This window comes from Actinoplanes sp. NPDC019969, assembly GCF_055562375.1.
On record NZ_JBVHFK010000013.1, the window covers coordinates 78,216 to 100,002 of the forward strand.

General features: G+C 72.2%; 27 protein-coding genes. 15 read left to right on the plus strand and 12 right to left on the minus strand.

Annotated features, from left to right (window positions below; all coding sequences use genetic code 11):
• Window positions 1–5: 5 nt before the first annotated feature.
• Window positions 6–458 (minus strand): hypothetical protein, encoded by a 453-nt coding sequence (locus ACZ3II_RS33305; protein ID WP_465522799.1) that lies wholly within the window; start codon window positions 456–458, stop codon window positions 6–8.
• On the minus strand, window positions 455–2,494 hold the full coding sequence (locus ACZ3II_RS33310) for a PAS domain-containing sensor histidine kinase (RefSeq protein ID WP_465522801.1): 2,040 nt from the start codon (window positions 2,492–2,494) through the stop codon (window positions 455–457). The genes ACZ3II_RS33305 and ACZ3II_RS33310 overlap by 4 nt, the downstream gene beginning before the upstream one ends.
• A gap of 92 nt (window positions 2,495–2,586) precedes the next feature.
• Between ACZ3II_RS33310 and ACZ3II_RS33315 the strand changes: the two genes are divergently transcribed.
• Genes ACZ3II_RS33315 through ACZ3II_RS33330 form a run of 4 tightly spaced genes read left to right on the plus strand, consistent with a single transcriptional unit; the run spans window position 2,587 to window position 4,500 of the window.
• A complete protein-coding gene (locus ACZ3II_RS33315) occupies window positions 2,587–3,213 on the plus strand; it encodes a GDSL-type esterase/lipase family protein (RefSeq protein WP_465522803.1) in 627 nt (208 codons plus the stop codon).
• A gap of 17 nt (window positions 3,214–3,230) precedes the next feature.
• A complete protein-coding gene (locus ACZ3II_RS33320; RefSeq protein ID WP_465522805.1) occupies window positions 3,231–3,623 on the plus strand; it encodes an SRPBCC family protein in 393 nt (130 codons plus the stop codon).
• Between the two features lie 20 nt (window positions 3,624–3,643).
• On the plus strand, window positions 3,644–4,162 hold the full coding sequence (locus tag ACZ3II_RS33325; RefSeq protein ID WP_465522807.1) for an NUDIX domain-containing protein: 519 nt from the start codon (window positions 3,644–3,646) through the stop codon (window positions 4,160–4,162).
• 29 nt (window positions 4,163–4,191) lie between these two features.
• A complete protein-coding gene (locus ACZ3II_RS33330) occupies window positions 4,192–4,500 on the plus strand; it encodes an HPF/RaiA family ribosome-associated protein (RefSeq protein ID WP_465522809.1) in 309 nt (102 codons plus the stop codon).
• 45 nt (window positions 4,501–4,545) lie between these two features.
• Here the strand turns inward: ACZ3II_RS33330 and ACZ3II_RS33335 are convergent, their stop codons facing one another.
• Window positions 4,546–5,016: a serine hydrolase gene (locus ACZ3II_RS33335; RefSeq protein WP_465522811.1), complete on the minus strand. Its 471-nt coding sequence runs from the start codon at window positions 5,014–5,016 to the stop codon at window positions 4,546–4,548.
• Window positions 5,017–5,240: 224 nt separating this feature from the next.
• Here ACZ3II_RS33335 and ACZ3II_RS33340 point away from each other — a divergent pair, with 224 nt between their 5' ends.
• From ACZ3II_RS33340 to ACZ3II_RS33350, 3 genes are read left to right on the plus strand one after another with little or no spacing between them, the layout of a single operon-like run.
• Complete coding sequence (locus tag ACZ3II_RS33340; protein WP_465522813.1) at window positions 5,241–6,440, plus strand: inorganic phosphate transporter; 1,200 nt, start codon at window positions 5,241–5,243, stop codon at window positions 6,438–6,440.
• Entirely contained in the window at window positions 6,437–6,694 is a 258-nt protein-coding gene (locus ACZ3II_RS33345) for a hypothetical protein (RefSeq protein WP_465522815.1), read from the plus strand. Before ACZ3II_RS33340 ends, ACZ3II_RS33345 begins: the two co-directional genes overlap by 4 nt.
• Window positions 6,691–7,008: a DUF3349 domain-containing protein gene (locus ACZ3II_RS33350; RefSeq protein WP_465522817.1), complete on the plus strand. Its 318-nt coding sequence runs from the start codon at window positions 6,691–6,693 to the stop codon at window positions 7,006–7,008. Before ACZ3II_RS33345 ends, ACZ3II_RS33350 begins: the two co-directional genes overlap by 4 nt.
• A 2-nt stretch (window positions 7,009–7,010) precedes the next feature.
• Here ACZ3II_RS33350 and ACZ3II_RS33355 read toward each other — a convergent pair whose 3' ends face one another.
• Window positions 7,011–8,186: a cytochrome P450 family protein gene (locus ACZ3II_RS33355; RefSeq protein WP_465522819.1), complete on the minus strand. Its 1,176-nt coding sequence runs from the start codon at window positions 8,184–8,186 to the stop codon at window positions 7,011–7,013.
• Between the two features lie 30 nt (window positions 8,187–8,216).
• On the opposite strand from ACZ3II_RS33355, the gene ACZ3II_RS33360 reads away from it, so the two are divergent.
• The 4 genes from ACZ3II_RS33360 to ACZ3II_RS33375 all read left to right on the plus strand — a co-directional run bounded on the left by ACZ3II_RS33360 (window position 8,217) and on the right by ACZ3II_RS33375 (window position 10,857).
• Window positions 8,217–8,828 (plus strand): hypothetical protein, encoded by a 612-nt coding sequence (locus ACZ3II_RS33360; protein WP_465522821.1) that lies wholly within the window; start codon window positions 8,217–8,219, stop codon window positions 8,826–8,828.
• Window positions 8,821–9,585 (plus strand): leucine-rich repeat domain-containing protein, encoded by a 765-nt coding sequence (locus tag ACZ3II_RS33365; RefSeq protein WP_465522823.1) that lies wholly within the window; start codon window positions 8,821–8,823, stop codon window positions 9,583–9,585. The genes ACZ3II_RS33360 and ACZ3II_RS33365 overlap by 8 nt, the downstream gene beginning before the upstream one ends.
• Window positions 9,586–9,958: 373 nt before the next feature.
• Window positions 9,959–10,210, plus strand: coding sequence for a hypothetical protein (locus ACZ3II_RS33370; protein WP_465522825.1), 252 nt, complete (start codon window positions 9,959–9,961; stop codon window positions 10,208–10,210).
• 32 nt (window positions 10,211–10,242) lie between these two features.
• Window positions 10,243–10,857 (plus strand): hypothetical protein, encoded by a 615-nt coding sequence (locus ACZ3II_RS33375; RefSeq protein ID WP_465522827.1) that lies wholly within the window; start codon window positions 10,243–10,245, stop codon window positions 10,855–10,857.
• Window positions 10,858–11,975: 1,118 nt separating this feature from the next.
• On the opposite strand, the gene ACZ3II_RS33380 is transcribed toward ACZ3II_RS33375, so the two are convergent.
• The 3 genes from ACZ3II_RS33380 to ACZ3II_RS33390 are packed head-to-tail and all read right to left on the minus strand — an operon-like array spanning window position 11,976 to window position 15,432.
• Window positions 11,976–14,219, minus strand: coding sequence for an FtsX-like permease family protein (locus ACZ3II_RS33380; RefSeq protein WP_465522829.1), 2,244 nt, complete (start codon window positions 14,217–14,219; stop codon window positions 11,976–11,978).
• Complete coding sequence (locus ACZ3II_RS33385) at window positions 14,216–14,914, minus strand: ABC transporter ATP-binding protein (protein ID WP_465522831.1); 699 nt, start codon at window positions 14,912–14,914, stop codon at window positions 14,216–14,218. Before ACZ3II_RS33385 ends, ACZ3II_RS33380 begins: the two co-directional genes overlap by 4 nt.
• Entirely contained in the window at window positions 14,911–15,432 is a 522-nt protein-coding gene (locus ACZ3II_RS33390) for a PadR family transcriptional regulator (RefSeq protein ID WP_465522833.1), read from the minus strand. Before ACZ3II_RS33390 ends, ACZ3II_RS33385 begins: the two co-directional genes overlap by 4 nt.
• A gap of 84 nt (window positions 15,433–15,516) precedes the next feature.
• On the opposite strand from ACZ3II_RS33390, the gene ACZ3II_RS33395 reads away from it, so the two are divergent.
• Complete coding sequence (locus tag ACZ3II_RS33395; protein WP_465522835.1) at window positions 15,517–15,735, plus strand: DUF4229 domain-containing protein; 219 nt, start codon at window positions 15,517–15,519, stop codon at window positions 15,733–15,735.
• Window positions 15,736–15,786: 51 nt separating this feature from the next.
• Here the strand turns inward: ACZ3II_RS33395 and ACZ3II_RS33400 are convergent, their stop codons facing one another.
• Window positions 15,787–16,107: a hypothetical protein gene (locus tag ACZ3II_RS33400; RefSeq protein ID WP_465522837.1), complete on the minus strand. Its 321-nt coding sequence runs from the start codon at window positions 16,105–16,107 to the stop codon at window positions 15,787–15,789.
• 146 nt (window positions 16,108–16,253) lie between these two features.
• On the opposite strand from ACZ3II_RS33400, the gene ACZ3II_RS33405 reads away from it, so the two are divergent.
• Entirely contained in the window at window positions 16,254–16,721 is a 468-nt protein-coding gene (locus ACZ3II_RS33405) for a TIGR00725 family protein (protein ID WP_465522839.1), read from the plus strand.
• Between the two features lie 17 nt (window positions 16,722–16,738).
• Here ACZ3II_RS33405 and ACZ3II_RS33410 read toward each other — a convergent pair whose 3' ends face one another.
• Window positions 16,739–17,365, minus strand: a complete 627-nt coding sequence (locus ACZ3II_RS33410; RefSeq protein ID WP_465522841.1) for a response regulator — start codon at window positions 17,363–17,365, stop codon at window positions 16,739–16,741.
• The gene (locus ACZ3II_RS33415; protein WP_465522843.1) at window positions 17,362–18,519 is read right to left on the minus strand and encodes a sensor histidine kinase; all 1,158 of its coding nucleotides are present in this window, start codon (window positions 18,517–18,519) and stop codon (window positions 17,362–17,364) included. The genes ACZ3II_RS33410 and ACZ3II_RS33415 overlap by 4 nt, the downstream gene beginning before the upstream one ends.
• Before the next feature lie 101 nt (window positions 18,520–18,620).
• Between ACZ3II_RS33415 and ACZ3II_RS33420 the strand changes: the two genes are divergently transcribed.
• Window positions 18,621–19,409, plus strand: a complete 789-nt coding sequence (locus tag ACZ3II_RS33420) for a lysostaphin resistance A-like protein (protein WP_465522845.1) — start codon at window positions 18,621–18,623, stop codon at window positions 19,407–19,409.
• Between the two features lie 2 nt (window positions 19,410–19,411).
• Here ACZ3II_RS33420 and ACZ3II_RS33425 read toward each other — a convergent pair whose 3' ends face one another.
• Window positions 19,412–19,744, minus strand: coding sequence for a hypothetical protein (locus ACZ3II_RS33425; protein WP_465522847.1), 333 nt, complete (start codon window positions 19,742–19,744; stop codon window positions 19,412–19,414).
• Window positions 19,745–19,797: 53 nt separating this feature from the next.
• Entirely contained in the window at window positions 19,798–20,430 is a 633-nt protein-coding gene (locus ACZ3II_RS33430; protein WP_465522849.1) for a GntR family transcriptional regulator, read from the minus strand.
• Between the two features lie 130 nt (window positions 20,431–20,560).
• Between ACZ3II_RS33430 and ACZ3II_RS33435 the strand changes: the two genes are divergently transcribed.
• Window positions 20,561–21,760 carry an MFS transporter gene (locus ACZ3II_RS33435; protein WP_465522851.1) on the plus strand — a complete coding sequence of 400 codons (1,200 nt, stop codon included), beginning with the start codon at window positions 20,561–20,563 and terminating at the stop codon, window positions 21,758–21,760.
• Window positions 21,761–21,787 lie beyond the last annotated feature (27 nt).

Consider the following 21,787-nt stretch of genomic DNA (forward strand, 5'->3'; position numbering starts at 1 on the left):
GCGGTCTACTCCGGATCGGTGACCGGGTGCAGGACCGGGGTGAAGCTGGTCAGCGACCTGATCAGGTGAGTGGCGCCGCGCTGCAGGCGGTCGTCGGGGCGGCCGGCCAGCTCCTCGCACAGGCGGACGGCGGCGTCGCGCTCGTCGGCGTAGATGCTGAAGACGTCCAGGATCGCGGTGTGGATCCAGTCGGCGTGGTTGTCGTCGGTGTCGGCCAGCGCCGTGGCGACGATGGCGAGACCGGCGGCGTCCCGGCGGCGCAGCAGCGCCTCGGCGGTCACCCTGGTCACGTAGGTGTTCCCGGCGTCGACGACCAGCCGGACCAGCGGCTGATGCGTCTCCGGCAGGTCCGCGAAGACGGCCAGCGCGCGGCCGGCGTCCGCCCGGTCGCGGAAACTCGTGCCGGCGGCGAGCTCCAGCAGCGCCGCCACCACGGTCCGTCGTGTCTCGGATGTCATGGACCGAGTGTCCTCGACGGCCGGCGGGCGGCGGGATGGCGCTCCGGCAGCCGCGCGGGCAGGCGGATGGTGAAGGTGGTGGCCGGGGCCTCCGGTTCGCTGACGGTGAGGGCGCCGCCGTGACCTTCGATGATCGTACGGGCGATGGTCAGTCCCAGCCCGGTCCCCGGGATGCCGCCGTGCCGGGCGTCGTCGCTGCGGAAGAACATGTCGAACAGCCGCTCCCGGTCCTCGGCGGAGATCCGGTTGCCGGTGTTGGACACCGCCAGGCTGACCGTGCCCGGCTCGGTGCGCAGCTCGACACGGACGGCGCTGCCCGGAGCGGCCCAGGTCAGCGCGTTCGACAGCAGTTCGTCGACGACCTGCCGCAACCGTGCCGGGTCGCCGTCCAGGGGCGCGGCCGCCGGGATGCTCGTCTCGATCGGCACGGCGGTGGCCCGGGCCCGGACCGCGGCGTGCACGACGGCGGCCAGATCGACCGGCTGCCGGTGCAGGTCGATGTGCCCGGCGCGCATGCCGGCGACGTCCAGCAGCTTGGTCACGATGGTGTGGACGGTGGTGGTGTTGCGCTGGATCACCTCCAACAGCGACCGCTGGTCCTCGGGCACGTCCGGTTCGTCGAGCAGCAGGCCCGCGCAGGACTGCATGCTCATCAGCGGGGTGCGCAGCTCGTGGCCGACCAGGGAGATGTACTCGTCACGGGACCGGTCCAGCTCGGCGGCGAGATGCTCGGCGTGCCGCCGGGTCAGGAACTCGCCGATCAGCGCGCCGATCCCGGTCAGCGTCGCGGTGCTGGCGGCGTCCGGATCCTCGACCGTGTCGCTGTAGCAGACCAGCACCGCGAGGACGTCCGCGCCGGGCAGCGGGATCGCCAGGCCGGAGTGCGGCGGTCCGCCACCGGCGTCCGGATCCTCCGGCAGGTTCGCGGCCCACACCGGGGCGGCGGTCTGCCAGGCCTGCCCGGGCAGACCCCTGCCGTACGCCAGCGTGTCGCGCCGGTGGCACGGCGTCTCGAACCCCGGCGCTGCCCAGCAGGTGGCCCGGCGCAGCACGTGCGCGACGTCGTCGACGGTCCACAGCTCCACAGCCGCCCAGCCGGCCACCGTGCCGATGGACGCGACGACGCCGGCCAGCACCTCGTCGCGCGGGCCCGATCCGGCGGTGAGCCGGGCGACCTCGAGTTCGCACTGCTTGTAACGGGTGGCACGGCGGTGCGCGGTCACGTCGTGCAGGGCGATCACCGCCGCCAGGCCGGGCTGCCCGGTGACCGGCCGGGCGTTCACCCGGAAGTGCCGCCGGGGCGCGCCGGGGAACCCGATCACGAATTCGGCGTCCCGAACCGGCTCACCGCGCAGCGCCCTGGTCATCGGCAGGTCCCGCGCGGGCACCCGCCGGCCGCCGGGGTCGTGCACCGCGAGTTCCCGGGCCCACCGGCCGATCGGCACACCGTCGAGCAGATCGCCGAACAGCCGCCGGGCCGCGTCGTTGAACAGCGCCGGCACGCCCTCCGCGTCACAGCCGACCACCGCCGTGTCCAGGCTGTCGATCAGGACGTGCAGGGTCTCGTTCCGCTCCTCCAGCGCGTGCCGGGCGAAGACCTCGGCGGCCGCCGCCGTGTCGTCCGCCTCGGCCCGCATGTAGGCGGTGACGTCCTCGACCCGGTGCACGATCCACCGCAGCTCCCCGTCCGGGCCGAACACCGGCGCGTTCGCCGGCGCCCAGTAACGGGTGGCGAAACCTCCGCCGGGCTGTACGACGTCGTACTTCTGGATCGGCATCACGTCGGTGATCCGGTCCCGCAGCACCCGCCGCAAGGACGCGCCCAGCCGGCTCACCCCGCTCGCCTCCGGATCGTCCGGGTTGTCGGGGAACGCCTCGAACACCGGCCGGCCCACCACGTCGGCGCGGTCGCGCATCGTCGAGGTCAGGTACGCGTCGCTGGCGTCGATGATGACCAGGTCCGTGTCGAGGGCCAGCAGCGGTGTCGGCGCGGCCCGGAACAACGCCTGGTGATCGACCTCGCCCCGCTCCTCCACAACCCGACATATTACCGTAAATCGTCTAGTGATACCGGTCACGCGGGAGTCTGCGCTGGAACGGTGCGGCCGCTGCCGATGTTGCACAATCCGTGACAATAGGTTTCGCCATCCTCGGTGACTCGATCGCGTACGGGCAGGGCGCCGCACGCCCGGCCGACACCATCGGAGCACGTCTGGTCACGGCGCTCACCCGTACCGGAGAAGCTTGTGAACTGCGGGTCCTCGCTGTTCCCGGCGCTGACAGCCGGGGCCTCGCCGCCCAGGTCAGCCGGGCCGTCGCCGCCGGCCCGGCCCTCGCGCTGATCATCATCGGCGCGAACGATCTCACCCATCTCGTCCCGCCCCGGCAGGCCGCCACCCTGCTCGGCGCCGCCGTCCGTGACCTGCGGGCCGCCGGCGCCGCCGTGGTGGTGGCGCCCGCCCCCGACCTCAGCGTCGTCCCGTGGGTGCCGCCGCAGTTCCGGATGCTGGTCAGCAGCGGCAGCCAGGCGCTCCGGCAGGAACAGATCCGCGCGGCGACCGCCGCCGGCGCCCGGATCGCCGACGTCAGCGGCGTCACGTCGGTCGCGTTCGCCGCCGACCCGGACCTGTTCAGCGCCGACCGGTTCCATCCGTCCAGCGCCGGCTACGCGGTCATCACCGACGCGCTCGCCCCCGCCGTCCACGAGGCCGCCGCCGAGGTGACACGCCGCGGAACCGGTGTGGACTCCCGCTGACGGGGAATGCGCAACGCATGCAGTCACACATCAGCGACCGATTCGAGTTCAACGCGCCCGCCGAAGTGGTCTTCGGGGTGCTGACCGATCCTGATCGGATCACCCGGTGGCTTCCGCGCGGCATGAGCGCCGAGGCGGCAGGCGACGGCCGGGTACGGGTCGCGACGGGCTCGGCGACCCACGAGTGCGAGGTCGAGGTGGTCCCCGCCGAGATGCGGCTGCGGTGGAACCTGCCCGGCGGCGGGGTGCACGGCAGCGCCCGGGTGGAGGACGCCCCGGCCGGCGGCAGCGTCCTGCACGCCGAGGTGGAGGCGCCCGGCCCGGACGGCGAGACCCGGTCCCGGGAACTGCTCGCCGAGACCATGCGGCACCTGGAACGCGACGTCGAGGACAACTTCAACGCCGGGTGAGCGGCGACTAGCCTGGGCCGGTGCCCGATGACTACACCGCCACGCTGCCGCGCAAACGGATGGGCGCCGGCGCGCTGCTCACCGACGACCGGGGGCGGGTGCTGCTGGTCGAACCGGCCTACAAGGACTACTGGGAGATCCCGGGCGGCGCGGTCGAGGCCGACGAGTCGCCGCTCACCGCCGTCACCCGGGAACTCGCCGAGGAACTCGGGCTCGACCTGCGCCCCGGACGGCTGCTGGTGACCGACTGGGTTCCGCCGCGGAAGGGGCGCACCGAGGGCCTGATGATGCTGTTCGACGGCGGGACCCTCACCCCGGAGCAGGCCGCGCGGATCCGGGTGCCGGCCGAGGAACTGCGCGGCTGGGCGTGGTGCACCGAGCAGGAGGCCGCTGCGAGGCTCCCGGAGCTGCTGGCCCGGCGGATCGCGGCGGCACTGCGGGCCCGGGCCGCCGGCACCGCGCTCTACCTGGAGAACGGTTTCGAGACACGGACGGGCCCTCCGGCCCTGACGGAAGGGATCTCCGGCGGAGCATCGTGAGGGTACGCACGAACCCGATGGAGGCGACCATGACCGTCACCGATCTGGCAGTCGAACCGCAGGTCCACACCTACGGCCACGTCACGCAGGAAGCCGGGGAGTACGCCCGGGCCAAGGTTCTGGCGGCCCTGCACCACGCCCCGGCGCCGGTGCTGCGGATCCGGCTGACCCTGGACGGCACGGCGTACGGGGATCGCATCGACGTCCAGGCCGACGTCGACGGAACCGGCGTCCACGTGCACGCGGTCGGCGAGACCATGCAGGAGGCGGCCGACCTGCTCCAGGAACGCCTCCGCTCCCGTCTCCGCCACCTGCGCCGCCGCCCCCGTCAGCCCTGATCACGGCGTCGGTGCAGCTCCTCGGCCGGGGTGGGCAGGGCGGGATCAGCCGCCGCCCGGGGGTTCGACGGGCGCGCCGGTGATGGCCGCGGCCTGCCGCAGGAGGATGTCGAGCAGCGGCACCCCGTCGCGGTTGCTGAGGACCACGCCGACCCGGCCGGTGTCGGGGTAGACGCTCCAGTCGGCGCCGACACCGCCGTTTCCGCCGCCACGCCCGAAGACCCACTGGCCGTTGACGATGCTGACCGGCATCGTGTAACCGTCGAACGACCGGGGCTCCGGGCCGGGCTGCCGGGCCCCGGCGAACAGATCGGCGTAGGGCCGGTCCAGCAGCGTGCCGTCGCGCAGCGCCTCCGCGAACCGGACCAGGTCGGGCGCGGTGGCGAACCGTCGCCGGAGGCGTACCCGATGAAGCCGCGCCCCGGGTTGCGGCCCGGGATGTTCGGGTCCACGCTGCCCTTGTCCAGGTTGCGGACGGCGTCCACCACCGGCACGCCGGCCGCCATCGCGCCCCATCGGAGCAGCTGCCGCCTGCCTGAACCCTGCTGTGAGAGCGAAGTCATGACGGTCATCGAAGCCGAACGGCTGTTGCGGTGGCGTACGCGGTTTTCGATACACGCGCGAGAGAAACCCGTGAGTGGCTGATCCTCCGGTGAACGTTCGCATGCCGGTGAACGAACTCTTCAGTTGGCATCGTCCGGAGCTGGATAGTGGTGGCCGGCCGGGGCAACGCTCGATCCGTGACCGAGACATCAGTGATCCTCATTCTCGTGGTCATCACCGCCCTGGGCTTCGACTTCACCAACGGCTTCCACGACACGGCCAACGCGATGGCGACCTCGATCGCCACCGGCGCGCTGCGTCCGAAGGTGGCGGTGCTGCTGTCAGCGGTGCTGAACCTCATCGGCGCGTTCCTCTCCGTCCAGGTCGCCCTGACGGTGACGAACGCGGTGGTACGCATCCAGAACCCGGACGGAACCCCGAAACCCGAACTGCTCGCCGACGACGGGGCGGCGCTGCTGCTGATCGTGCTGGCCGGGCTGGCCGGCGCGATCGTGTGGAACGTGTTCACCTGGCTGCTCGGCCTGCCGTCGAGTTCCTCGCACGCGCTGTTCGGCGGCCTGATCGGCGCGGCCGTCGCCGGTCTCGGCTGGGCCGGTGTCAAGTGGACCGGCGACGGGAGCAAACTCGACGGCGTCGCCGGGAAGGTGCTGCTGCCCGCGGTGATGTCCCCGCTGATCGCCGGGGTGGTCGCGGCGGCCGGCACCTGGATGATCTACCGGATCACCGTGGGGGTGGCGCAGCGGTTCACCGAGTCCGGGTTCCGCTGGGGACAGATCGGCAGCGCCTCCCTGGTGTCGCTGGCCCACGGCAGCAACGACGCGCAGAAGACGATGGGTGTCATCACCCTCGCGCTGATCGCGTCCGGCGAGTGGACCGACACCGGCAGCATCCCGTTCTGGGTGAAGGTGTCGTGCGCGCTGGCGATCTCCCTCGGCACCTATCTGGGTGGCTGGCGGATCATCCGTACCCTCGGCAAGGGTCTGGTGGAGATCGCCCCACCGCAAGGTCTCGCCGCGGAGTCGGCGTCCGCCGCCGTCATCCTGTCGTCCAGCCAGCTCGGGTTCGCGCTGTCCACCACCCAGGTCGCGACCGGTTCGATCCTGGGCAGCGGGGTCGGCAAACCGGGCGCGCAGGTCCGCTGGCGGGTCGCCGGCCGCATGATCCTCGCCTGGCTGATCACCCTGCCGGCGGCCGGGCTGGCCGGCGCGCTGCTGTGGTGGATCGGCGACACGCTGCACGCCTTCGTCGTCTTCGCGATCCTGCTGCTGCTGACCGGGCTGATGTGGGCGCGGTCCCGGCGTACCCCGGTCGACCACACCAACGTCAACGACGACTGGCAGGACTCGCCCCGGCCGAAGACGGAGGTTCCCGCATGAGCACCCTGCAACTCGCCCTCGACGGCGCCTGGAAGGTCCTCGCCGCCGGCCTGATCCTCGGCGCCGGCCTGCCCGCCCTGTTCGCCGTCGGCATCCGCTCGCTGGCTTCCGGGGGTCACGATCAACGACGCTTGCGGGGTACGGTCACCGCGTACCTTTGTTTCGGCATCGTCCTCGCCGGCGTCCTGCTGGGCCTGACGTACATCGTGGCCACCGGTCTCGGCGCCGAACTCCCCATCCTGGTGGGCGAATGAGTGAACAACGCGCCGGTTTCGTGGCCCGCGCCGTCGAGTGGCTGCGCGCCGGCTATCCCGACGGCGTCCCGCGCCGCGACTACGTGGCCCTGCTCGGCCTGCTGCGCCGCAAACTGACCGAGACCGAGGTCCGCCAGATCGCGCGCGCCCTGGCCGAGCAGTCGCAGCAGTCGGACGATCCGATCACCACCGCCGACATCGAAACCATGATCAGCAGTACGGTCCTGCAATCTGCCGCCCCCGAGGACACCGTCCGTGTCGCCGCCCACCTGGCCGCCGGCGGCTGGCCGCTGGCCGACCCGCCCGCCGACTGACCTCACCCGTGCGGCGGGCCCAGCCGGACCGGGAGTGCCGCCAGGCCGTGCATCAGCAGGCCGGACCGCCACCGGAGCTGTTCCGGGGGCACCGCCGGCTGGAGGCCGGGGAATCGGGCGAGCAGCCGGCCCAGCGCGATCCGGGCCTCCAGCCGGGCCAGTGGCGCGCCGAGGCAGAAGTGCACACCGTGCCCGAACGCCAGATGCCCGGCATCACCGCGGTCGAGGTCGAGCGTGTCCGCGGCGGTGAACCGGTCGGGGTCCCGGTTCGCCGCCAGCAGCGACACGAGCACCTGCTCACCGGCCGGTATCGTGGTGGCCCCGATCGTCGTCGGCCCGGTGGTGACCCGGTACGTGCTGGTCGCCGCCGGGCTCGCCAGCCGCAGCGCCTCCTCGACCAGCGCCGGCAGCAGACCGGGATCGTCCCGTAATCGTTCGCGCCGGTCCGGCCATCGGGACAGCAGGAACACCGCGTTGCCGATCAGGTTCGCCGTGGTCTCGTGGCCCGCGATCAGCAGCAGCAACGCCATGCCGACCAGTTCGTCACCGCTCAGCCGGTCACTGTCCTCGGCCACCTCGAGCAGCGCGCTCAGCAGATCGTCCGCGGGCTGTGCCGCCTTGCGTCCGAGCAGCTCCCGGAAGTAGGCGACGATCTCGGCCATCGCCCCCGCCATCTCCGCCGGCCCGGACCCACCCGTGATGATCACGCCGGACCAGCCGTGGAACCGGTCACGGTCCTCCACCGGCACGCCGAGCAGCTCACCGATCACCTCGAACGGCAACGGCACCGCGAACCGGCCGATCAGATCCGGCGCCTCCGCCGTGGCCAGGTCGTCCAGGAGGCGGTCGGTGATCCGGACGATCTCGGGTTCCAACCCCCGCACCCGCCGCGCGGTGAAGGCCGCCGACACCAGCCGCCGCAGCCGGGTGTGATCCGGCGGATCACGCAGCAGCATCTGCGTCGACAGCGCCGCCCGCAACGCCGGCGGCAGCCCGCCGACCGGCTGCTGCTTCGACAGCGACGGGTCGGTCAGCACCCGCCGCGCCTCATCCCAGCGTGTGACCAGCCAGAACGGAACCCCCGCCGGGGAGACCACCCGGTGCACCGGCCCCGCCCGCCGCAACTCCGCCAGAGCCGGATGCGGATCAGCCGCATACTTCTCGTCGAACAGCGCCATGCCCCCTCCTCCACAGAGGATAGTCGTCGCATGCCGAACCTGACCTTCTACGCCACCGACGACGACGGGCCCGACGTCCTGACCGCCGTCTTCGACCTCGGCGTGTTCCGGGTGTTCGAGGCCTACTCCGAGCCCGACCGGGAGATCCGCGAGTTCGGCAGTCCCACGGCGATCGTCCCGGGCGCCTTCCTGGCCCTGTTCGTGCCCGGCACGGGACCGTCTCCCGCGATGACCCGGATCGACCTGAACCCGGGAGCGCTCGGCGACGCGACGTTCCGCCACCACTGCGAGGCCTGGGGGCTGATCGGTCTGCACCACGGGCGAGCGCTGGACACCCGCGAACTGCGATGGAGCAACACCAACCACAACACCGAGAAGCGCGCCACCCGGTGGTACGAGACAAAGCAGCACTTCGGCGACCCCGCCGCCTGGGACTGGCCCGCCGTGACAAGGGCTTCCGGCCGCCTCAACCGTACGATCCGGCGCATGGCGGTGGACCGGATCGGCTCCCATCCGGTCCTCCCGGACGCCGCCCGTTTCATCGCCGCCGCCGGCCTCCGCCACGAACGCGGCACCGGCGTCCACGCCGGCCCTCCCGCCGCCTCGGATCTCCGTACGTCGATACGCTGTCACCATGAGTGATCAGCCGCCACCCCACGTGGTCCACAACCGGTTCGCAGCGGATACGGCGGGGTCGGGGCCGATCCGGGCCGATGAGGCCTGTTTCGACGGCGGCCCGGTGCGGTTTCACGGGGAGCGGCAGGACACGTCGCTGCCGGGATGGCGGCGGATGCTGGAGCTGATCGACGAGGCCGCGGCCGACGGCAGGGAGATCTTCCGCCCGCTGGTGGACCTGACCCCGGCCGAACGCCAGGACCTGGTGACCCTGCCGCCGACGATCGCCCGGCTGACCCGGGTGCGGGAACTCGTGCTGTACGGCAGCCCGCTGGTGCGGATCCCGCCGGAGATCGGCGCGATGGCGAGCCTGGAGACGTTCGAGCCGTACACCTCCCGGTCGTTGCACTGGTTCCCGTACGAGCTGACCCGCTGCCCACGTCTGCGCCGCAGCACGGTGAGCACCCGTGGGCTGTACGGCAACTACAAGTACCGCCATCCGTTCCCCCGCCTGCAGCCGTCCGGCCCGCCGGAGCTGGACCGCCTCGACCCGGGCGTGTGGGGCACCGAGGAGATCCGGTCGTGCAGTGTCTGCTCCGGACCGGTCGGCCCGGCCCGTCTCCGGCAGGTGTGGATCTCACTGCTGGTGGCCACGGACGTGCTGCCGCTGCTGGTCAACGCCTGCTCGGCCGCCTGCGTCCAGGCCCTGCCGGAACCCGCCGAGAACCATGTCGCGACACCTCACTCCGGCGGCCCGGACGTGGCGCAGCCCGAGCCCTGGTAGTCCCGGTGGCTGCCACCGGCCGGATCGGTCAGCGCAGTCCGTTGCGAATCAGGACGCTGACCCACTGCCGCCATCGGATCGCCGGACAGCCTCTCGGGCCGCCGGTCCTCGTCGGCGCGGACACGGGCCATGCCCCGCGCGACCCGCGCACTCCGCCGGACGTGGGTGGCAGGTAGCCCGGTGACGCCGACGAATACCAGGGGAGTGTCGCCGAACACGATGGCATCGCCTGGCTGCGTGCGTCCACGGACGCCATCACCACGGCGATCCGCAAAAGTGGCCGTGGATCCCCGCGCCGGAGGACGTCGTCCGCGACGACGGGGAGATCCTGGGCCGTCTCGTTCCCACAGCCGGCGGCTGGCACGCCGAGACGGTGTTCGGCGCGCCGCTGGCCGGTGTTCAGGACCGGGCGGAGGCGTACGACCTGGTGCGCTCGACCGGATCGGCCGCCCTGGCCCGGCCCTGGTGGGTGCGCACCCCCGACGGTGAGCCGTGGCGGGAGGCGGAACTCGTCGAGGTACGTCCCGACCGGGTCCGGCTGCGCTGGACCGGCCGCCTGCTCGACCAGCCGGCGGCCGGCCGCTGGTACGACCCGCGCGACCTCGATTTCACCCTCACTCCCTGAAACCGCCCCGAGCCGGCGGGCGTCGGAGCGGGATGGGCCGACGAGCGCTGCTGTACGCCGTACCGCTGCTGACCGTGATCGTCGCCTGTGGGATCGAACCGCCACCCCGGCCGCCGGAGAAGCCGGTCGGCGCGATCGTGGTGGTGGAGCGGGTGCCGGGATTGGCGACGGCACTCGACCGGTGGATGCTGCCGGAGTACATCCTGTACGCGGACGGCACGGCGGTGCTGCGCGACGGCCCGCTGACCGCCCGGGTCCGGAAGGTGCCCGCGGCCCGGATCGACGAGCTGTACCGCATCGCGGCCCGAGCCGGCCTGTTCCACGGGCGCGTCCACGGGCGCGACGACATCGTGGACGCCGGGACGTTGACCGTACGCATCACCGACGACCAGGGCAGCCACGAGACCGTGGTGGCCGGCCCGGAAGCCCGCGAAGGCGGAATCCGCGGCCGGATCCTGGCCTTCACCGACACTCTCCACACGAGCGGCACGGACACCGGCGAATATGTCCCCGCCCGCTACGCCATCCTGGACCCCACCGGCACCGAGCCGTGCCGCCTGCTCACCGAAACCACCCACCCGTCCGGCACGGTGATCCGCCCACTGCTCCCCGACGAACAGACATGCGCGGACCTGGGCCAGACGTAGACGGGCAGCCGCATTGTCGGCCCCGTCCCGCCCCGCGCGCCGAACCATCGGCAACTCAACGGCCCGTGGGTTGAGGTGTCCGGCTGTCTCGCCCGGTGGTTGAGGCGTGTTGGCTTTCTTGCCCGGGGATTGAGGCATCCGTTTTTCTCACCCGTGGGTACAGGCGTGCTGGCTCTCTCACCCGCGGGACGAGGCATCCGTTTTTCTCGCCCCTCTGAGCTAGCTGGCTGCGCTTCGCTCCGCGGGCAAAATGCCTCTAAGTTGGTGTCGAGACAGGCTATTTTCCGCCGCCCAGCAAAGACCACTGGGCGGCGGAAAATAGCCTGTCTCGACACCAACGGCATTTTGCGGGACTGTTCCGTGGCCACGCCCGCACTGAAGACTGCGAGGCTTTACGTCACGTGGCCACGCGCACCGCAGACCACGGGGCTTCACCGTTACGTGACCACGCGCGCCGCAGACTACGGGGCTTCACGTCACCTGGCCACCGCACCGCGGACCACGGCGACTTGGCGAACACAAAACTTTTCGTAGCCACGTGACCGTCACGCCCCCGTGGCCACTGAGGTGTGTCCAGGTAGGGCGGGTGCGGGTGCGGCCGTTGATCACCCCCGTAGTCTACGCAAGGTCGTATCCACAGAACTGCCCGCAAAATGCCCGTTGGTGTCGAGACAGACTATTTTCCGACGCCCAGTGGTCTTTGCTGGGCGGCGGAAAATAGCCTGGCTCGACACCAACTCAAAGGGGGCATTTTGCCCGCGGAGCGAAGCGCAGCAAAGCTAGCTCAGAGGGGCGAGAAAAACGGATGCCTCGTCCCGAGGGCGAGAAGGCCAGCACGCCTGTTCCCTCGGGTGAGACAGCCGGATCCTTCGTCCCGTGGGTGGGAAAGCCGGCACGCCTGTTCCCCGGGTGAGATAGCCGGATTCCTTGTCCCGTGGGTGGGAAAGCCGGCACGCCTGTTCCCCGGGTGAGATAGCCGGATTCCTCGACCCGCGGGTGAGAAAGCCGGCACGCCTTCCCCCGGGTGAGATAGCCGGATTCCTCGACCCGCGGGTGAGAGAGTCAGCACGCCTCTACCCCCGAGCGAGACAGCCAACCCCTCTCCCCGCGGGCCACCGTCACTCGTTGCGCAGGTTGCCGGCCGCCGTGAGGCGCCACAGGACCGGCAGGCCCGCCGCCGTGGTCCCGAGCACGACCAGCGCCGCGATCCCCGACGTCGCCCCGATGCCGAACCAGTCGACCGTCACCGGCGCCTCGATCGCCACCATCAGCGCCGACGCCAGCCCCGTACCGACCGTGACGGCGAGGACCATGCCGAGGACGACCGGAATGGCGACCTGGTACAGCACCGAACCCCCCAGTGTCCGGCGGCGGGTGCCGAAGGCGGCGAGGACCGCCAGGACACGGCGGCGTTCGCGGAGTTGCTCGATCACGTTGACGATCATGCTGGCGCCGATGAGGACGAGTAGGGCGACCGCGCCGGCCAGCAGCCCGTCCCGCATGCCGGCGAGGGCGTCGCGGACCATGCTGTTGTCGTACATGTAGAGGAACGCCTGCGGGTCGAGCCGGGCGGCGGTGTTCCGCAGATGCTCGATGGCGTTCGGATCGCCCGGGTCGAGGGCGGCGTAGTAGCTGGTGCTGTCCGCCGGGACCTTGACACCGGCCAGCGCGGCCGGGGTGACCAGGAGATTCTCGCCGAGGGAGGGTTCGTCCACGGCGCGCCCCACCACCCGGGTCGTCGGCGGCGCCGTCCAGGGGATGCCCGCGTCGCCCAGCTTGTAGGTCTTTCCGGCTTCGGCGCCGTCGAGGGCGAACACGTCGCCGTCGCGGCATTCGCCGACTTCGGCGAGCTGCTGGAGCAGCGGGCACGCGCCGATCCGCAGCCGGGCCTGCTCGCCGGCCTGCACGATGTGGAGGATCTGGTATCCGCGGACGCCGGGGGTGGCGTCGAGGGCGGCGGCCCAGTCCCGGTCGGGCAGTGGGGTCATCGGCAGGACGGCGGTGCCGTAGCGCACCTGTCCGGTGCCGCCGGGGCTGCCGTACAGCGAGTCGATGCCGGTGACGATGCCCTGCATGGCGATCACTCCGGCGACCGAGACGGCGATGCCGGAGACGGCGCGGATGGCGGTGCCGCTGTCGAACTGCAGGCGGCGTACGGCCAGTTCCCACGCGGGACTGCCGCCGCCGAGCCGCCGTACGACCGCCTCGACCAGCCACGGCAGCAGCAGCGCGATGCCGGTGAGCAGGAATCCCATGCCGGCGACGACCTGGATCTCGTAGCCGGAGGACGTCTCGTCGATGCCCTGGTACAGCGGCCAGAGCAGGACCAGGCCGAGGATGGGCAGGATGAGCCGCCACCACAGCCGGCGGCGGATGGTGACGCTCATCCGGGTCACGCCGAGCGGTTCGACGACGACCCGGCGCATCGCCGACAGGGTCACCGTGACGGCGACGGCGGGCACGGTGAGCACGATCGCGGCGACCAGCAGCGGCACCGGGCGCATGTCGGACAGGTAGAAGCTGAGGCTGCCGGTGCCGTACCGGTTGGCCAGCACGATCCCGCCGAACCAGAGCAGCCCGCCGACGAGCAGGCCGAGCACCGCGCCGGCCAGGGTCTCGCCGGCGGCGATCCGGCGGGTCATCGCGGCGTCGGCGCCGACGAGCCGGAGCGCGGCCAGGCGGCGGTCCCGGGACTGGTCGCCGAACCGGACGGCGCTGGCCATGAACACCATCACCGGGATCAGCAGCACGACCATGCCGACCAGGGTGAGCAGCACGAAGATCGGCACCATGTCGCCCTCGGCGATCGCGCCGGGCGGGCCGAACTCACGGATGCGGACGGCGGTGTCGGGGGTCAGCTTGTCCGTACCCAGATAGAAGAAGAGTTCCGCCGGCCCGGACAGGCCCTCGTCCCCGATGGTGCCGACCACCTCGGCGTCCCACCGCTCGCGCAGCAGTGCGGCGTCCGGCTGCGCCAGCAGCGTCGCCAGTGCGGGGGAGACCACCATCTGACCGGGCCCCGGGATCCGGGAAACCCCTGGTGGAAGCGGTGGGCGGCCGCCTTCCGGCTGCAGCATCTCACCGTCGATCGATTGACCGTGGTACGGGCTACCGACGCTCGCCGTGAGCATGGTCCCGTCGCCGCGCGGCACCTCCGCCTGGTTATCGATGGCGCGGGCGCCGGTGCGGACGTTGCTGGCTGCCATCGCGGCCGGGACGGTCGCCGCTCCGAGCAGCACCGCGACGCCCAGCCCGACGCCGATCGCGATCAGCCCGAGCCGCAGCACCCCGGATCTGCCGCCGGCCACGCTCATCCGTGCCCCGAGCGTCAGCTCGAAGATCCATCTGCGCAGCCCGGTCACCGGATCAGCTCCCGTTCCCGCACCTTGCCGTCGCGTACGACGGCTTCCCGGTCGGAGTAGGCGGCGACCCGCGGCTCGTGCGTCACCAGCACCACCGCGGCGCCGGTCTCCCGGGCCGCGGCGATGAACAGCTTCATCACCAGCTCGCCGTTGAGCGAGTCGAGGGCGCCGGTCGGCTCGTCCGCGAAGATCACCGTCGGTTCGGTGACCAGGGCGCGGGCCACCGCGACGCGCTGTCCCTGGCCGCCGGAGGCCTGGCCGGGCCGCTTGTCCGCGACGTCGGCGACCTCGAGGCGGTCCAGCCAGGCGGCGGCGCGGCGGTGCGCGTCCCGGCGGCCGGCGCCGGCCAGCCGCAGCGGCAGGGCGACGTTCTCCAGGCAGGTCAGCTCGGGGACGAGCTGCCCGAACTGGAAGACGAACCCGAACGTGCCGCGCCGCAGGGTGCTGCGTTCCGCGTCGGACATCCGGGCCAGGTCACGGTCGCCGTAGCGGACGCTGCCCGACTCGGGCGTGAGGATGCCGGCGAGGCAGTGCAGCAGCGTGGACTTGCCGGAGCCGGACGGGCCCATCAGGGCGAGGACCTCACCGGCGTACACCGACAGGGACGCGCCCTGCAGCGCCTGCGTCTCGCCGAAGCTCAGGTGCAGGTCCTCGGCGGTCAGCACGGGCCGGGGGCTGCCCGGGGCGGCGGTCACGCGCGCACCTTCGCGGCGAGGCGGTCCAGGCGGGCGGCGGTGAGCTCCAGCCACCGGAGGTCGGCTTCCAGGTGGAACAGCGCGTGGTCGCAGATCAGCTCGTCGGCCAGGTCGCCGTCGAGCTTGCGGCGGGTCAGGTCACGCATCATCCGCAGGTGTTCGGAGCGCTGGGCGTCCAGCACCTCGGCGGCGTCGCGGCCGGTCATCAGGGCGAGCACCACCTTGGTGTACAGCGTGCTCTGCAGGTACGGCTCGGGTTTCTCGGGCTGGCCGAGCCAGGTGGCCACATCGGTGATGCCGGCGTCGGTGATCGCGTACCGCTTGCGGTCGGGGCCGTCGCCGGGCTCCGACTCGACCTCGACGAGCCCGTTCTTCAGCAGGCGCGCCATCGTCGCGTACACCTGGCCGTAGTGCAGCGCCCGGTCGCGCCCGAACGCCTCGTCGTAGGAGCGTTTCAGGTCGTAACCGTGGCGGGGACCGCCCTCGAGAAGCCCGAGCAGGGCGAAGCTGACTGACATGCCGGCCACTATACACACGATGTATAAACCCGATGTATATGCAGCCGGACGGGGCTGCGGCGGGCCGTGGGGCATGATGGGCCGATGCGTTCCGTGCTGTTTCTCGCCCTCGCCCGGCTGGGCGTCTTCCTGGCGGTCTTCGCCGTGCTGACCGCGCTGCCGCTGGGGATCGACATCTTCCTGCGGGCGCTGATCGCCATGCTGGTCAGCATGGTGCTGTCGATCTTCCTGCTGCGCAAGGCCCGCGCGGAGGTCGGCGAGAAGGTGGTCGACGCGATCGAGAAGCGCCGGGCGCGGCGCTGACAAAACGGCACACCCTTTCCGCGTACGGGGAAAGGGTGTGCCGTTTCGTCGTCAGCGCTCGCGCGGGTCGAAGTCGCGGCTGCGGCTGCCGGCCTTCGCCAGACCGCGGCTGATCATGTAGCCGATGCTCAGCAGCGTGATGTAGAACCAGGCCTTGTCGGCGGCGAAGTAGTCCGCGCCGTTGTTCGCCGCGCCGTCGCCGACGGTCTGCGAGGCGATCAGCACGCCGACCACCGCAGCGAGATAGACGAACAGCTCAGTGGTCTTCCACGAGGGCTTGGTCTCGGCGCCGTGCGGGCGCGCGTGGTGCGTCTCGTGGTGGCCGGTGAGGTGGGCGCTGCGGGTGCCGTCAACCGGAGAGGTGGTCGTCATGGGAGGCTCCAAAGGGTGCGTGCTTCCGGACCGTACCGGATGGTCTGTCCGTTCCTGATCTGAGCTTTCCCGTCGCCTCAGAGCCGAAAACGCGTCAGACCGTACTTGGCCCCCTTTCCACTATTTATGACCCGAAAGGGACACGCATGCCTCGTCAGATCGCCGTCTGCGGACCTCGGGACTGCACCGCCGCGGACGCCGCCGACGCCCACCGGGTCGGTGAGCTGCTCGCCGAACGGGGCGCCGTCGTCGTCTGCGGCGGCGGAACCGGCGTGATGGCCGCCGTCGCCGCCGGCGCCCGCGCGAAAGGTGGCCTCGTCATCGGCATCCGGCCCGGCGACAGCGCCGAAGGATCGTCGCCGGACCTGTCGGCGACGATCGTGACCAACATGGGCGAGGCGCGCAACGCGGTCATCGTCTGGAGCGCCGACGCCGTGATCAGCGTCGGCGGCTCCTGGGGAACCCTCAGCGAGATCGCCCTCGCCCTGCGCCGCGGCGACGTCCCGGTCGTCTCGCTCGGTGGCTGGCGCGTCGTCGCCGCCGACGGCACCCCGGTCGGCGGCATCCACCACGCCACGACGCCGGAGGAGGCCGTCGACCACGCGCTCGCGTGACCCGGTGTGTGGTTTCGTCACCGCTCCGCGGCGCGCGAGTAGGCCAGGGCCAGCTGGGTGCGGTCGCGGAGGCCGAGTTTGCGCAGCGCGGCGGAGACGTGGTTCTTGACGGTGCCCTCGGTGAGGAACAGCCGGTTCGCGATCTCCTGGTTGGAGGCGCCGGTCGCGACGAGCCGGGCCACCTCGTCCTCCCTGGTGGACAGCGCGGGCAGGGCCGGTGGGGGAGTGCCCACGTGGGCCAGCACCCGCGGCGCGACCTGGCCGTCGATCACCGTGCCTCCGTGCGCGGCGGTACGGATCGCGGCGACCAGGGCCTCCGGGGAGGCGTCCTTGAGCAGGAACCCGCGGGCGCCCGCGCGGAGACTGCCGAACACGAACTCGTCCTCGTCGAACGTGGTCAGCAGCAGCGCGTTCACCGCCGGACGGTCGCGGGTCAGCCGGGCGATCAGCTCCACGCCCGTCATGCCGGGCATCCGCGCGTCGACCAGGGCCACGTCCACCTCGAGATGCTCCAGCAGCACGAGCGCGGCGGCCCCGGACGCGGCCGTGCCGGCGACCTCGATGCCCGGTTCCAGCTCGAGCAGCCGCTGCAGGCCCCGGCGCATCAGATCCTGGTCGTCGACCAGCAGCACCCGGATCGTCATGCCGGCTCCGGCAGGTCCACACAGACCCGGAAACCGTCGGCGGTGTCCCCGGTACGCAGCGCGCCGCCCGACGCGCGGACCCGGTCGGCCAGCGACGTCAGGCCGAACCCCGGCCCTGCCGCACCGGCGCCCCGGCCGTCGTCGGTGACGCTCAGGCGTACCGCATCAGGGGTGAACCGCAACCGCACCGCGACCCGGCTGCCGCCGGAATGCCGCAACGCGTTCGTCAGGCTCTCCTGCACGGCCCGGAACAGCGTGACCTCGCGGGACTCGTCCAGCGGGCGCTCCTCGCCGTCGACCAGCACCTCCACCGACAGCCCGGTGCCGTCGAAGGACCGGGCCAGCTCGCGCAGCGCCGCGCTGCCCCGCCTGCCGTCCAGCGAGGCCGGGCGCAGCGCGCGGACCACCCGGCGGATCTCCCGCAGCGCGTCACCGGTCAGCGTCCTGGCCTGGCGCACGTCCTCCCGGGCGGCGGCCGGATCGCGGTCGTGCCAGCGGTCGGCGTTCTCCAGGCCGACCTTGATCACGGTGAGGTGGTGGCCGATCGAGTCGTGCAGCTCCCGGGCCATCCGGACCCGCTCCTCGGCGACGGCCAGTTCGTGCACGCGGTCGGCGTACCGCTGCAGCTCCTGATGGGCCTCGGCCAGCTCGGACCGCAAGCGGTCGGCATGGTCGCGCGCAGCGCGGGCCTCGTTCACGGCGGTCGCCAGGGTCATCACGAAGACGCCGTAGAGAGCGATGGCGAAGGCCTCGTACGCCGACGCGCCCGGCGATCGGTGCACCAGCAGCAGCTGACCGGTGAACTGCCCGGCGGTCAGCGCGATGGTGGTCGCGACGCCCGCCCGCAGTCCGAACGCGAGGGTGATGTTCGCCAGCGCGATCAGGATCAGGAACAGGCTCACGCCGGTGCCGTCGACCATCGCCGCCAGCACGCTGAACACGGTGAACGCGGCGGTGGCCGGCCGGCGCCCGGAACCGCGCCGCCAGCGCAGCGCCGGCCAGCACAGGGCGATCGGCGTCAGGAACGCGGCCAGCAGCCACCTGCTGCCGACGGCGAGACCGGGCTCGGCGGTGTGCAGCACGGCCAGCGCGGCCAGGCAGCCCCCGAAGAGCACACTGACCAGTCGCGGCCGATCCTGCCGGTTGGTGTCCACCCGCTCAGGGTAGGGGCGGCACCCCCATGACCCGAGTCATGGTTTTCGGCCATGACCGCAGCGCGATGTATCGCCACCGGTGGATCCCTAGCGTCTTCGGCATGACGACGACATCGATCGCCCCACCCCGGCCACGGCTGCCGCTTCCCCTGCGGGCCGTGCTCACGCTGGTCGCGATGCTCACCGCGGCGCTGTCCGGCTCCGTCGCGCTGTTCCTCCCGCCCGGGCCGGTGCAGAAGCTGGCGATGTGCCTGTGCGCCACGGTGACCGGAATCGGACTCGCGATCGCCCTGGTCCGGGGTGTCGACCGGCGGCCGGTCGCGGCGCTCGGGCTCGGCCGTCCCGCCTGGCGGGCCTGCCTCGCCGCCCTGGCCGTCACCGCCGCGTGCACCGCTGCCGGAACCGCCCTCGCCGCCGCCGCGGGACTGACCACCGCGGCGCCTGCCGTGCGGGGACCGGTGCTGCTCGGCGTGGTGCTGATGCTGGCGCAGGCGTTCCTGCTGCAGGCGATCCCGGAGGAGGTGCTGTTCCGCGGCTACCTGGTGCAGACAGCGCTCGGGCGGCTGTCACCGCGGGGCGTGACCGCGCTGTCCGTGCTGGTCTTCACCGTCCCGCACCTGCTGTCCTCGTCCGGGGCCGACAGCCTCGGCGAACGCCTGGTGTTCCTGCTGCTGCCGCTGGGGTTCGCGCTGCTCGCCACCGCGTTCCGGCTGTGGACCGGCTCGGTGTGGCCGGCGGTGGCGGTGCACGGCGGATTCCACGTCAGCACGGGGGTGGCGGGACTGTGGGTGGCGCCGCGGCCGGAAGCGTACGGCGCCTACCTCGCGATGGTCGGTGGCGTGTTCGTGCTGGCCGGGGTGGTGGCCGCCCGGCACGCGACCCGGGGATGACGTCAGTCGGTGGCGCGGTGCAGATCGTCCCGGCCGGCGCGCAACGTCACCACGCCCGGCTCGCCGTCCTCGCTGGTGGCGATCTGGTCACCGCCGGCGTAGACGTCGTTGGAGAGCGCGCCCGTGCCGTCGACACGCAGGTAGCCGGAAGCCATCAGAGCCTCCGCGACACCGGCCACGGCGTCCGGGTGCACTCCGGTTCCGGGCATCTGCACGGCGGTCACCGTGCCGACCTGCTCGCCGGCGGCGTCCACGACCGTCATGCCGACGTTCACCCGGGCGATCGGGAGAGGCTCGGTCGGCATCGTTGTCCCGTACTGCTCAGTTGGCTGCATGGGGTGATGATTTCCCCGCGCGGTCCCGGCAAAACAGCCCGGCCGCGCGATGATCACGGGCCGGGCACGTAGTTGTCGGCCAGGTGGTCGCGCAGCGCCTCGGTGAAACCGGCCGCGTCCCCGGCGTGCAGCCGCTCCACCAGCGTCTCGTGCTCGGCGATGATGTCGTCGCAGTGGGCGAGCAGGTGGTCGCCCTTGCAGAACAGCAGGAACCGCTGCCGGTCGGCCAGCCGGTCGTTGAGCTCCAGCAGCACGTCGTTGCCACCGGCCGCCACGAACGCGCGGTGGAAGTCGATGGTCAGCTCGATGAAACGGCGTACGTCCCGATCCCGGAAGGCGTCCCGCTGCTCCACGATCGAGGCGCGCAGCCGCTCGGCCAGGCCGTCGCGGACCTCGGCGCTGATCCGGCTCGCCCCGGCGGACTCCAGGACCAGGCGGGTGTCCTGCAGGTCGGCGATCGCCCGCTCGCTCAGGCCCTGGACCAGGGCGCCGCGCTTGGGGTAGATGACGATCCAGCCCTCGTCCTGCAGCCGGGCCAGCGCGGACCGGACCGGGGTGCGGCTCACCCCGATCTCGGCGGCCAGGGACTCCTCGCCGAGCATGGCGCCGGCCGGGTGGAGGCCGTTGAGGATGCCGTCACGGATCGCGCGGTAGGACCGTTCCGCCGCACTCGCGCTGCCGTCCAACGACTCTCCTTCGTTTCGTGCTGGCCCGTTTCGTGGTGCCCGTAAGTATCCAACTGCCCTGGACGGCGTCCTTCGCCCGGCCCGTAAATCGCTTGGATACATCATGTATACATGAAGCGTGTTGTCGACGATGGAAACCAGGACGCCCCAACTGCAGCAGCGCACCCTCAGCGTGGTGATGGCCTCCCAAGTGTTCAGCGGCGCGGGCCTCGCCGCCGGAGTCACCGTCGGCGCCCTGCTCGCCGGGCAGATGCTCGGCGACGGCGCCCTCGCCGGCATGGCCGCCGCGATCTCCACCGGCGGCTCCGCCGTCGCCGCCCTCGCCGTCGGCCGGCTCTCCCAGCGTTACGGTCGCCGTCCCGGCCTGGTCGCCGGATATGCCGCCGGCGCGCTCGGCGCGGTGGGCGTGGTCGCGGCGGCGGCCCTCGACAGCGTGCCGCTGCTGCTCATCTCGCTGCTGCTCTACGGCGGCGGCACCGCCACCAACCTGCAGGCCCGCTACGCCGGCGCCGACCTGGCCGCCCCCGAACGCCGGGGCCGTGCCGTCAGCGCGGTGCTCGTCACCACCACCGTCGGCGCCGTGATCGGGCCGAACCTGGTCGCCGCCTCCGGCCGCGCCGCCCTCGCCGCCGGCCTGCCCAGCCTGGCCGGCCTGTTCGCCGTGGCCGCCGTCGCGTACGCGGTCGCCGGGCTGATCCTCTTCCTGCTGCTGCGCCCCGACCCGTTGCGGGTGTCCCGGCCCGTCGCCGTGGGCGCCACCGCCCCGGCCCGCACCACGTCCCGGGGAGTGACCGCCGGCGCCGCCACCATGATCCTGTCGCAGCTGGTCATGGTCGCGGTGATGACCATGACGCCGGTGCACATGCGGGCCCACGGTCACGACCTGGCCGCCACCGGCCTGGTGATCTCCCTGCACATCGCCGCGATGTACCTGCCGTCGCTCGTCACCGGCATCCTCGTCGACCGGATCGGCCGGACGCCGGTCGCTGTCGCCTCCGGAATCACCCTGCTCGCCGCCGGCCTGGTCGCCGCCACCGCCCCGGACGACTCGGTCGCGCTGCTGTCGACGGCGCTGATCCTGCTCGGCCTCGGCTGGAACCTGGGCCTGGTCGCCGGCACCGCCATGATCACTGACGCGGCGCCGGTCGCGCAGCGCGCCCGCATCCAGGGGAACGTGGACCTGTGCATCGCTCTCGCGGGCGCCGGCGGCGGTCTCGCCAGCGGCCTGGTCATGTCCGTGACGAGCTACGCCGTCCTGGCCATCGGCGGCGGTCTGCTCGGCCTGGCCCTGATCCCGTTCGTCGCCTTCCGTACCCGCCCCACGCCCTGACCGCCCCTTTCCGCCGTCCGCCCACCC

Excerpts from the sequence above, each read along its gene's own strand:
- ACZ3II_RS33375 (WP_465522827.1), top strand. The coding sequence starts at position 10,243 with ATGGGCCGACGAGCGCTGCTGTACGCCGTACCGCTGCTGACCGTGATC.
- ACZ3II_RS33335 (WP_465522811.1), bottom strand. The coding sequence starts at position 5,016 with ATGGGGCGCGATGGCGGCCGGCGTGCCGGTGGTGGACGCCGTCCGCAA.
- ACZ3II_RS33360 (WP_465522821.1), top strand. The coding sequence starts at position 8,217 with ATGCCGAACCTGACCTTCTACGCCACCGACGACGACGGGCCCGACGTC.
- ACZ3II_RS33365 (WP_465522823.1), top strand. The coding sequence starts at position 8,821 with ATGAGTGATCAGCCGCCACCCCACGTGGTCCACAACCGGTTCGCAGCG.
- ACZ3II_RS33400 (WP_465522837.1), bottom strand. The coding sequence starts at position 16,107 with ATGACGACCACCTCTCCGGTTGACGGCACCCGCAGCGCCCACCTCACC.
- ACZ3II_RS33395 (WP_465522835.1), top strand. The coding sequence starts at position 15,517 with ATGCGTTCCGTGCTGTTTCTCGCCCTCGCCCGGCTGGGCGTCTTCCTG.
- ACZ3II_RS33420 (WP_465522845.1), top strand. The coding sequence starts at position 18,621 with ATGACGACGACATCGATCGCCCCACCCCGGCCACGGCTGCCGCTTCCC.
- ACZ3II_RS33435 (WP_465522851.1), top strand. The coding sequence starts at position 20,561 with ATGGAAACCAGGACGCCCCAACTGCAGCAGCGCACCCTCAGCGTGGTG.
- ACZ3II_RS33390 (WP_465522833.1), bottom strand. The coding sequence starts at position 15,432 with ATGTCAGTCAGCTTCGCCCTGCTCGGGCTTCTCGAGGGCGGTCCCCGC.
- ACZ3II_RS33405 (WP_465522839.1), top strand. The coding sequence starts at position 16,254 with ATGCCTCGTCAGATCGCCGTCTGCGGACCTCGGGACTGCACCGCCGCG.
- ACZ3II_RS33355 (WP_465522819.1), bottom strand. The coding sequence starts at position 8,186 with ATGGCGCTGTTCGACGAGAAGTATGCGGCTGATCCGCATCCGGCTCTG.
- ACZ3II_RS33425 (WP_465522847.1), bottom strand. The coding sequence starts at position 19,744 with ATGCAGCCAACTGAGCAGTACGGGACAACGATGCCGACCGAGCCTCTC.
- ACZ3II_RS33320 (WP_465522805.1), top strand. The coding sequence starts at position 3,231 with ATGCAGTCACACATCAGCGACCGATTCGAGTTCAACGCGCCCGCCGAA.
- ACZ3II_RS33410 (WP_465522841.1), bottom strand. The coding sequence starts at position 17,365 with ATGACGATCCGGGTGCTGCTGGTCGACGACCAGGATCTGATGCGCCGG.
- ACZ3II_RS33305 (WP_465522799.1), bottom strand. The coding sequence starts at position 458 with ATGACATCCGAGACACGACGGACCGTGGTGGCGGCGCTGCTGGAGCTC.
- ACZ3II_RS33350 (WP_465522817.1), top strand. The coding sequence starts at position 6,691 with ATGAGTGAACAACGCGCCGGTTTCGTGGCCCGCGCCGTCGAGTGGCTG.
- ACZ3II_RS33330 (WP_465522809.1), top strand. The coding sequence starts at position 4,192 with ATGACCGTCACCGATCTGGCAGTCGAACCGCAGGTCCACACCTACGGC.
- ACZ3II_RS33345 (WP_465522815.1), top strand. The coding sequence starts at position 6,437 with ATGAGCACCCTGCAACTCGCCCTCGACGGCGCCTGGAAGGTCCTCGCC.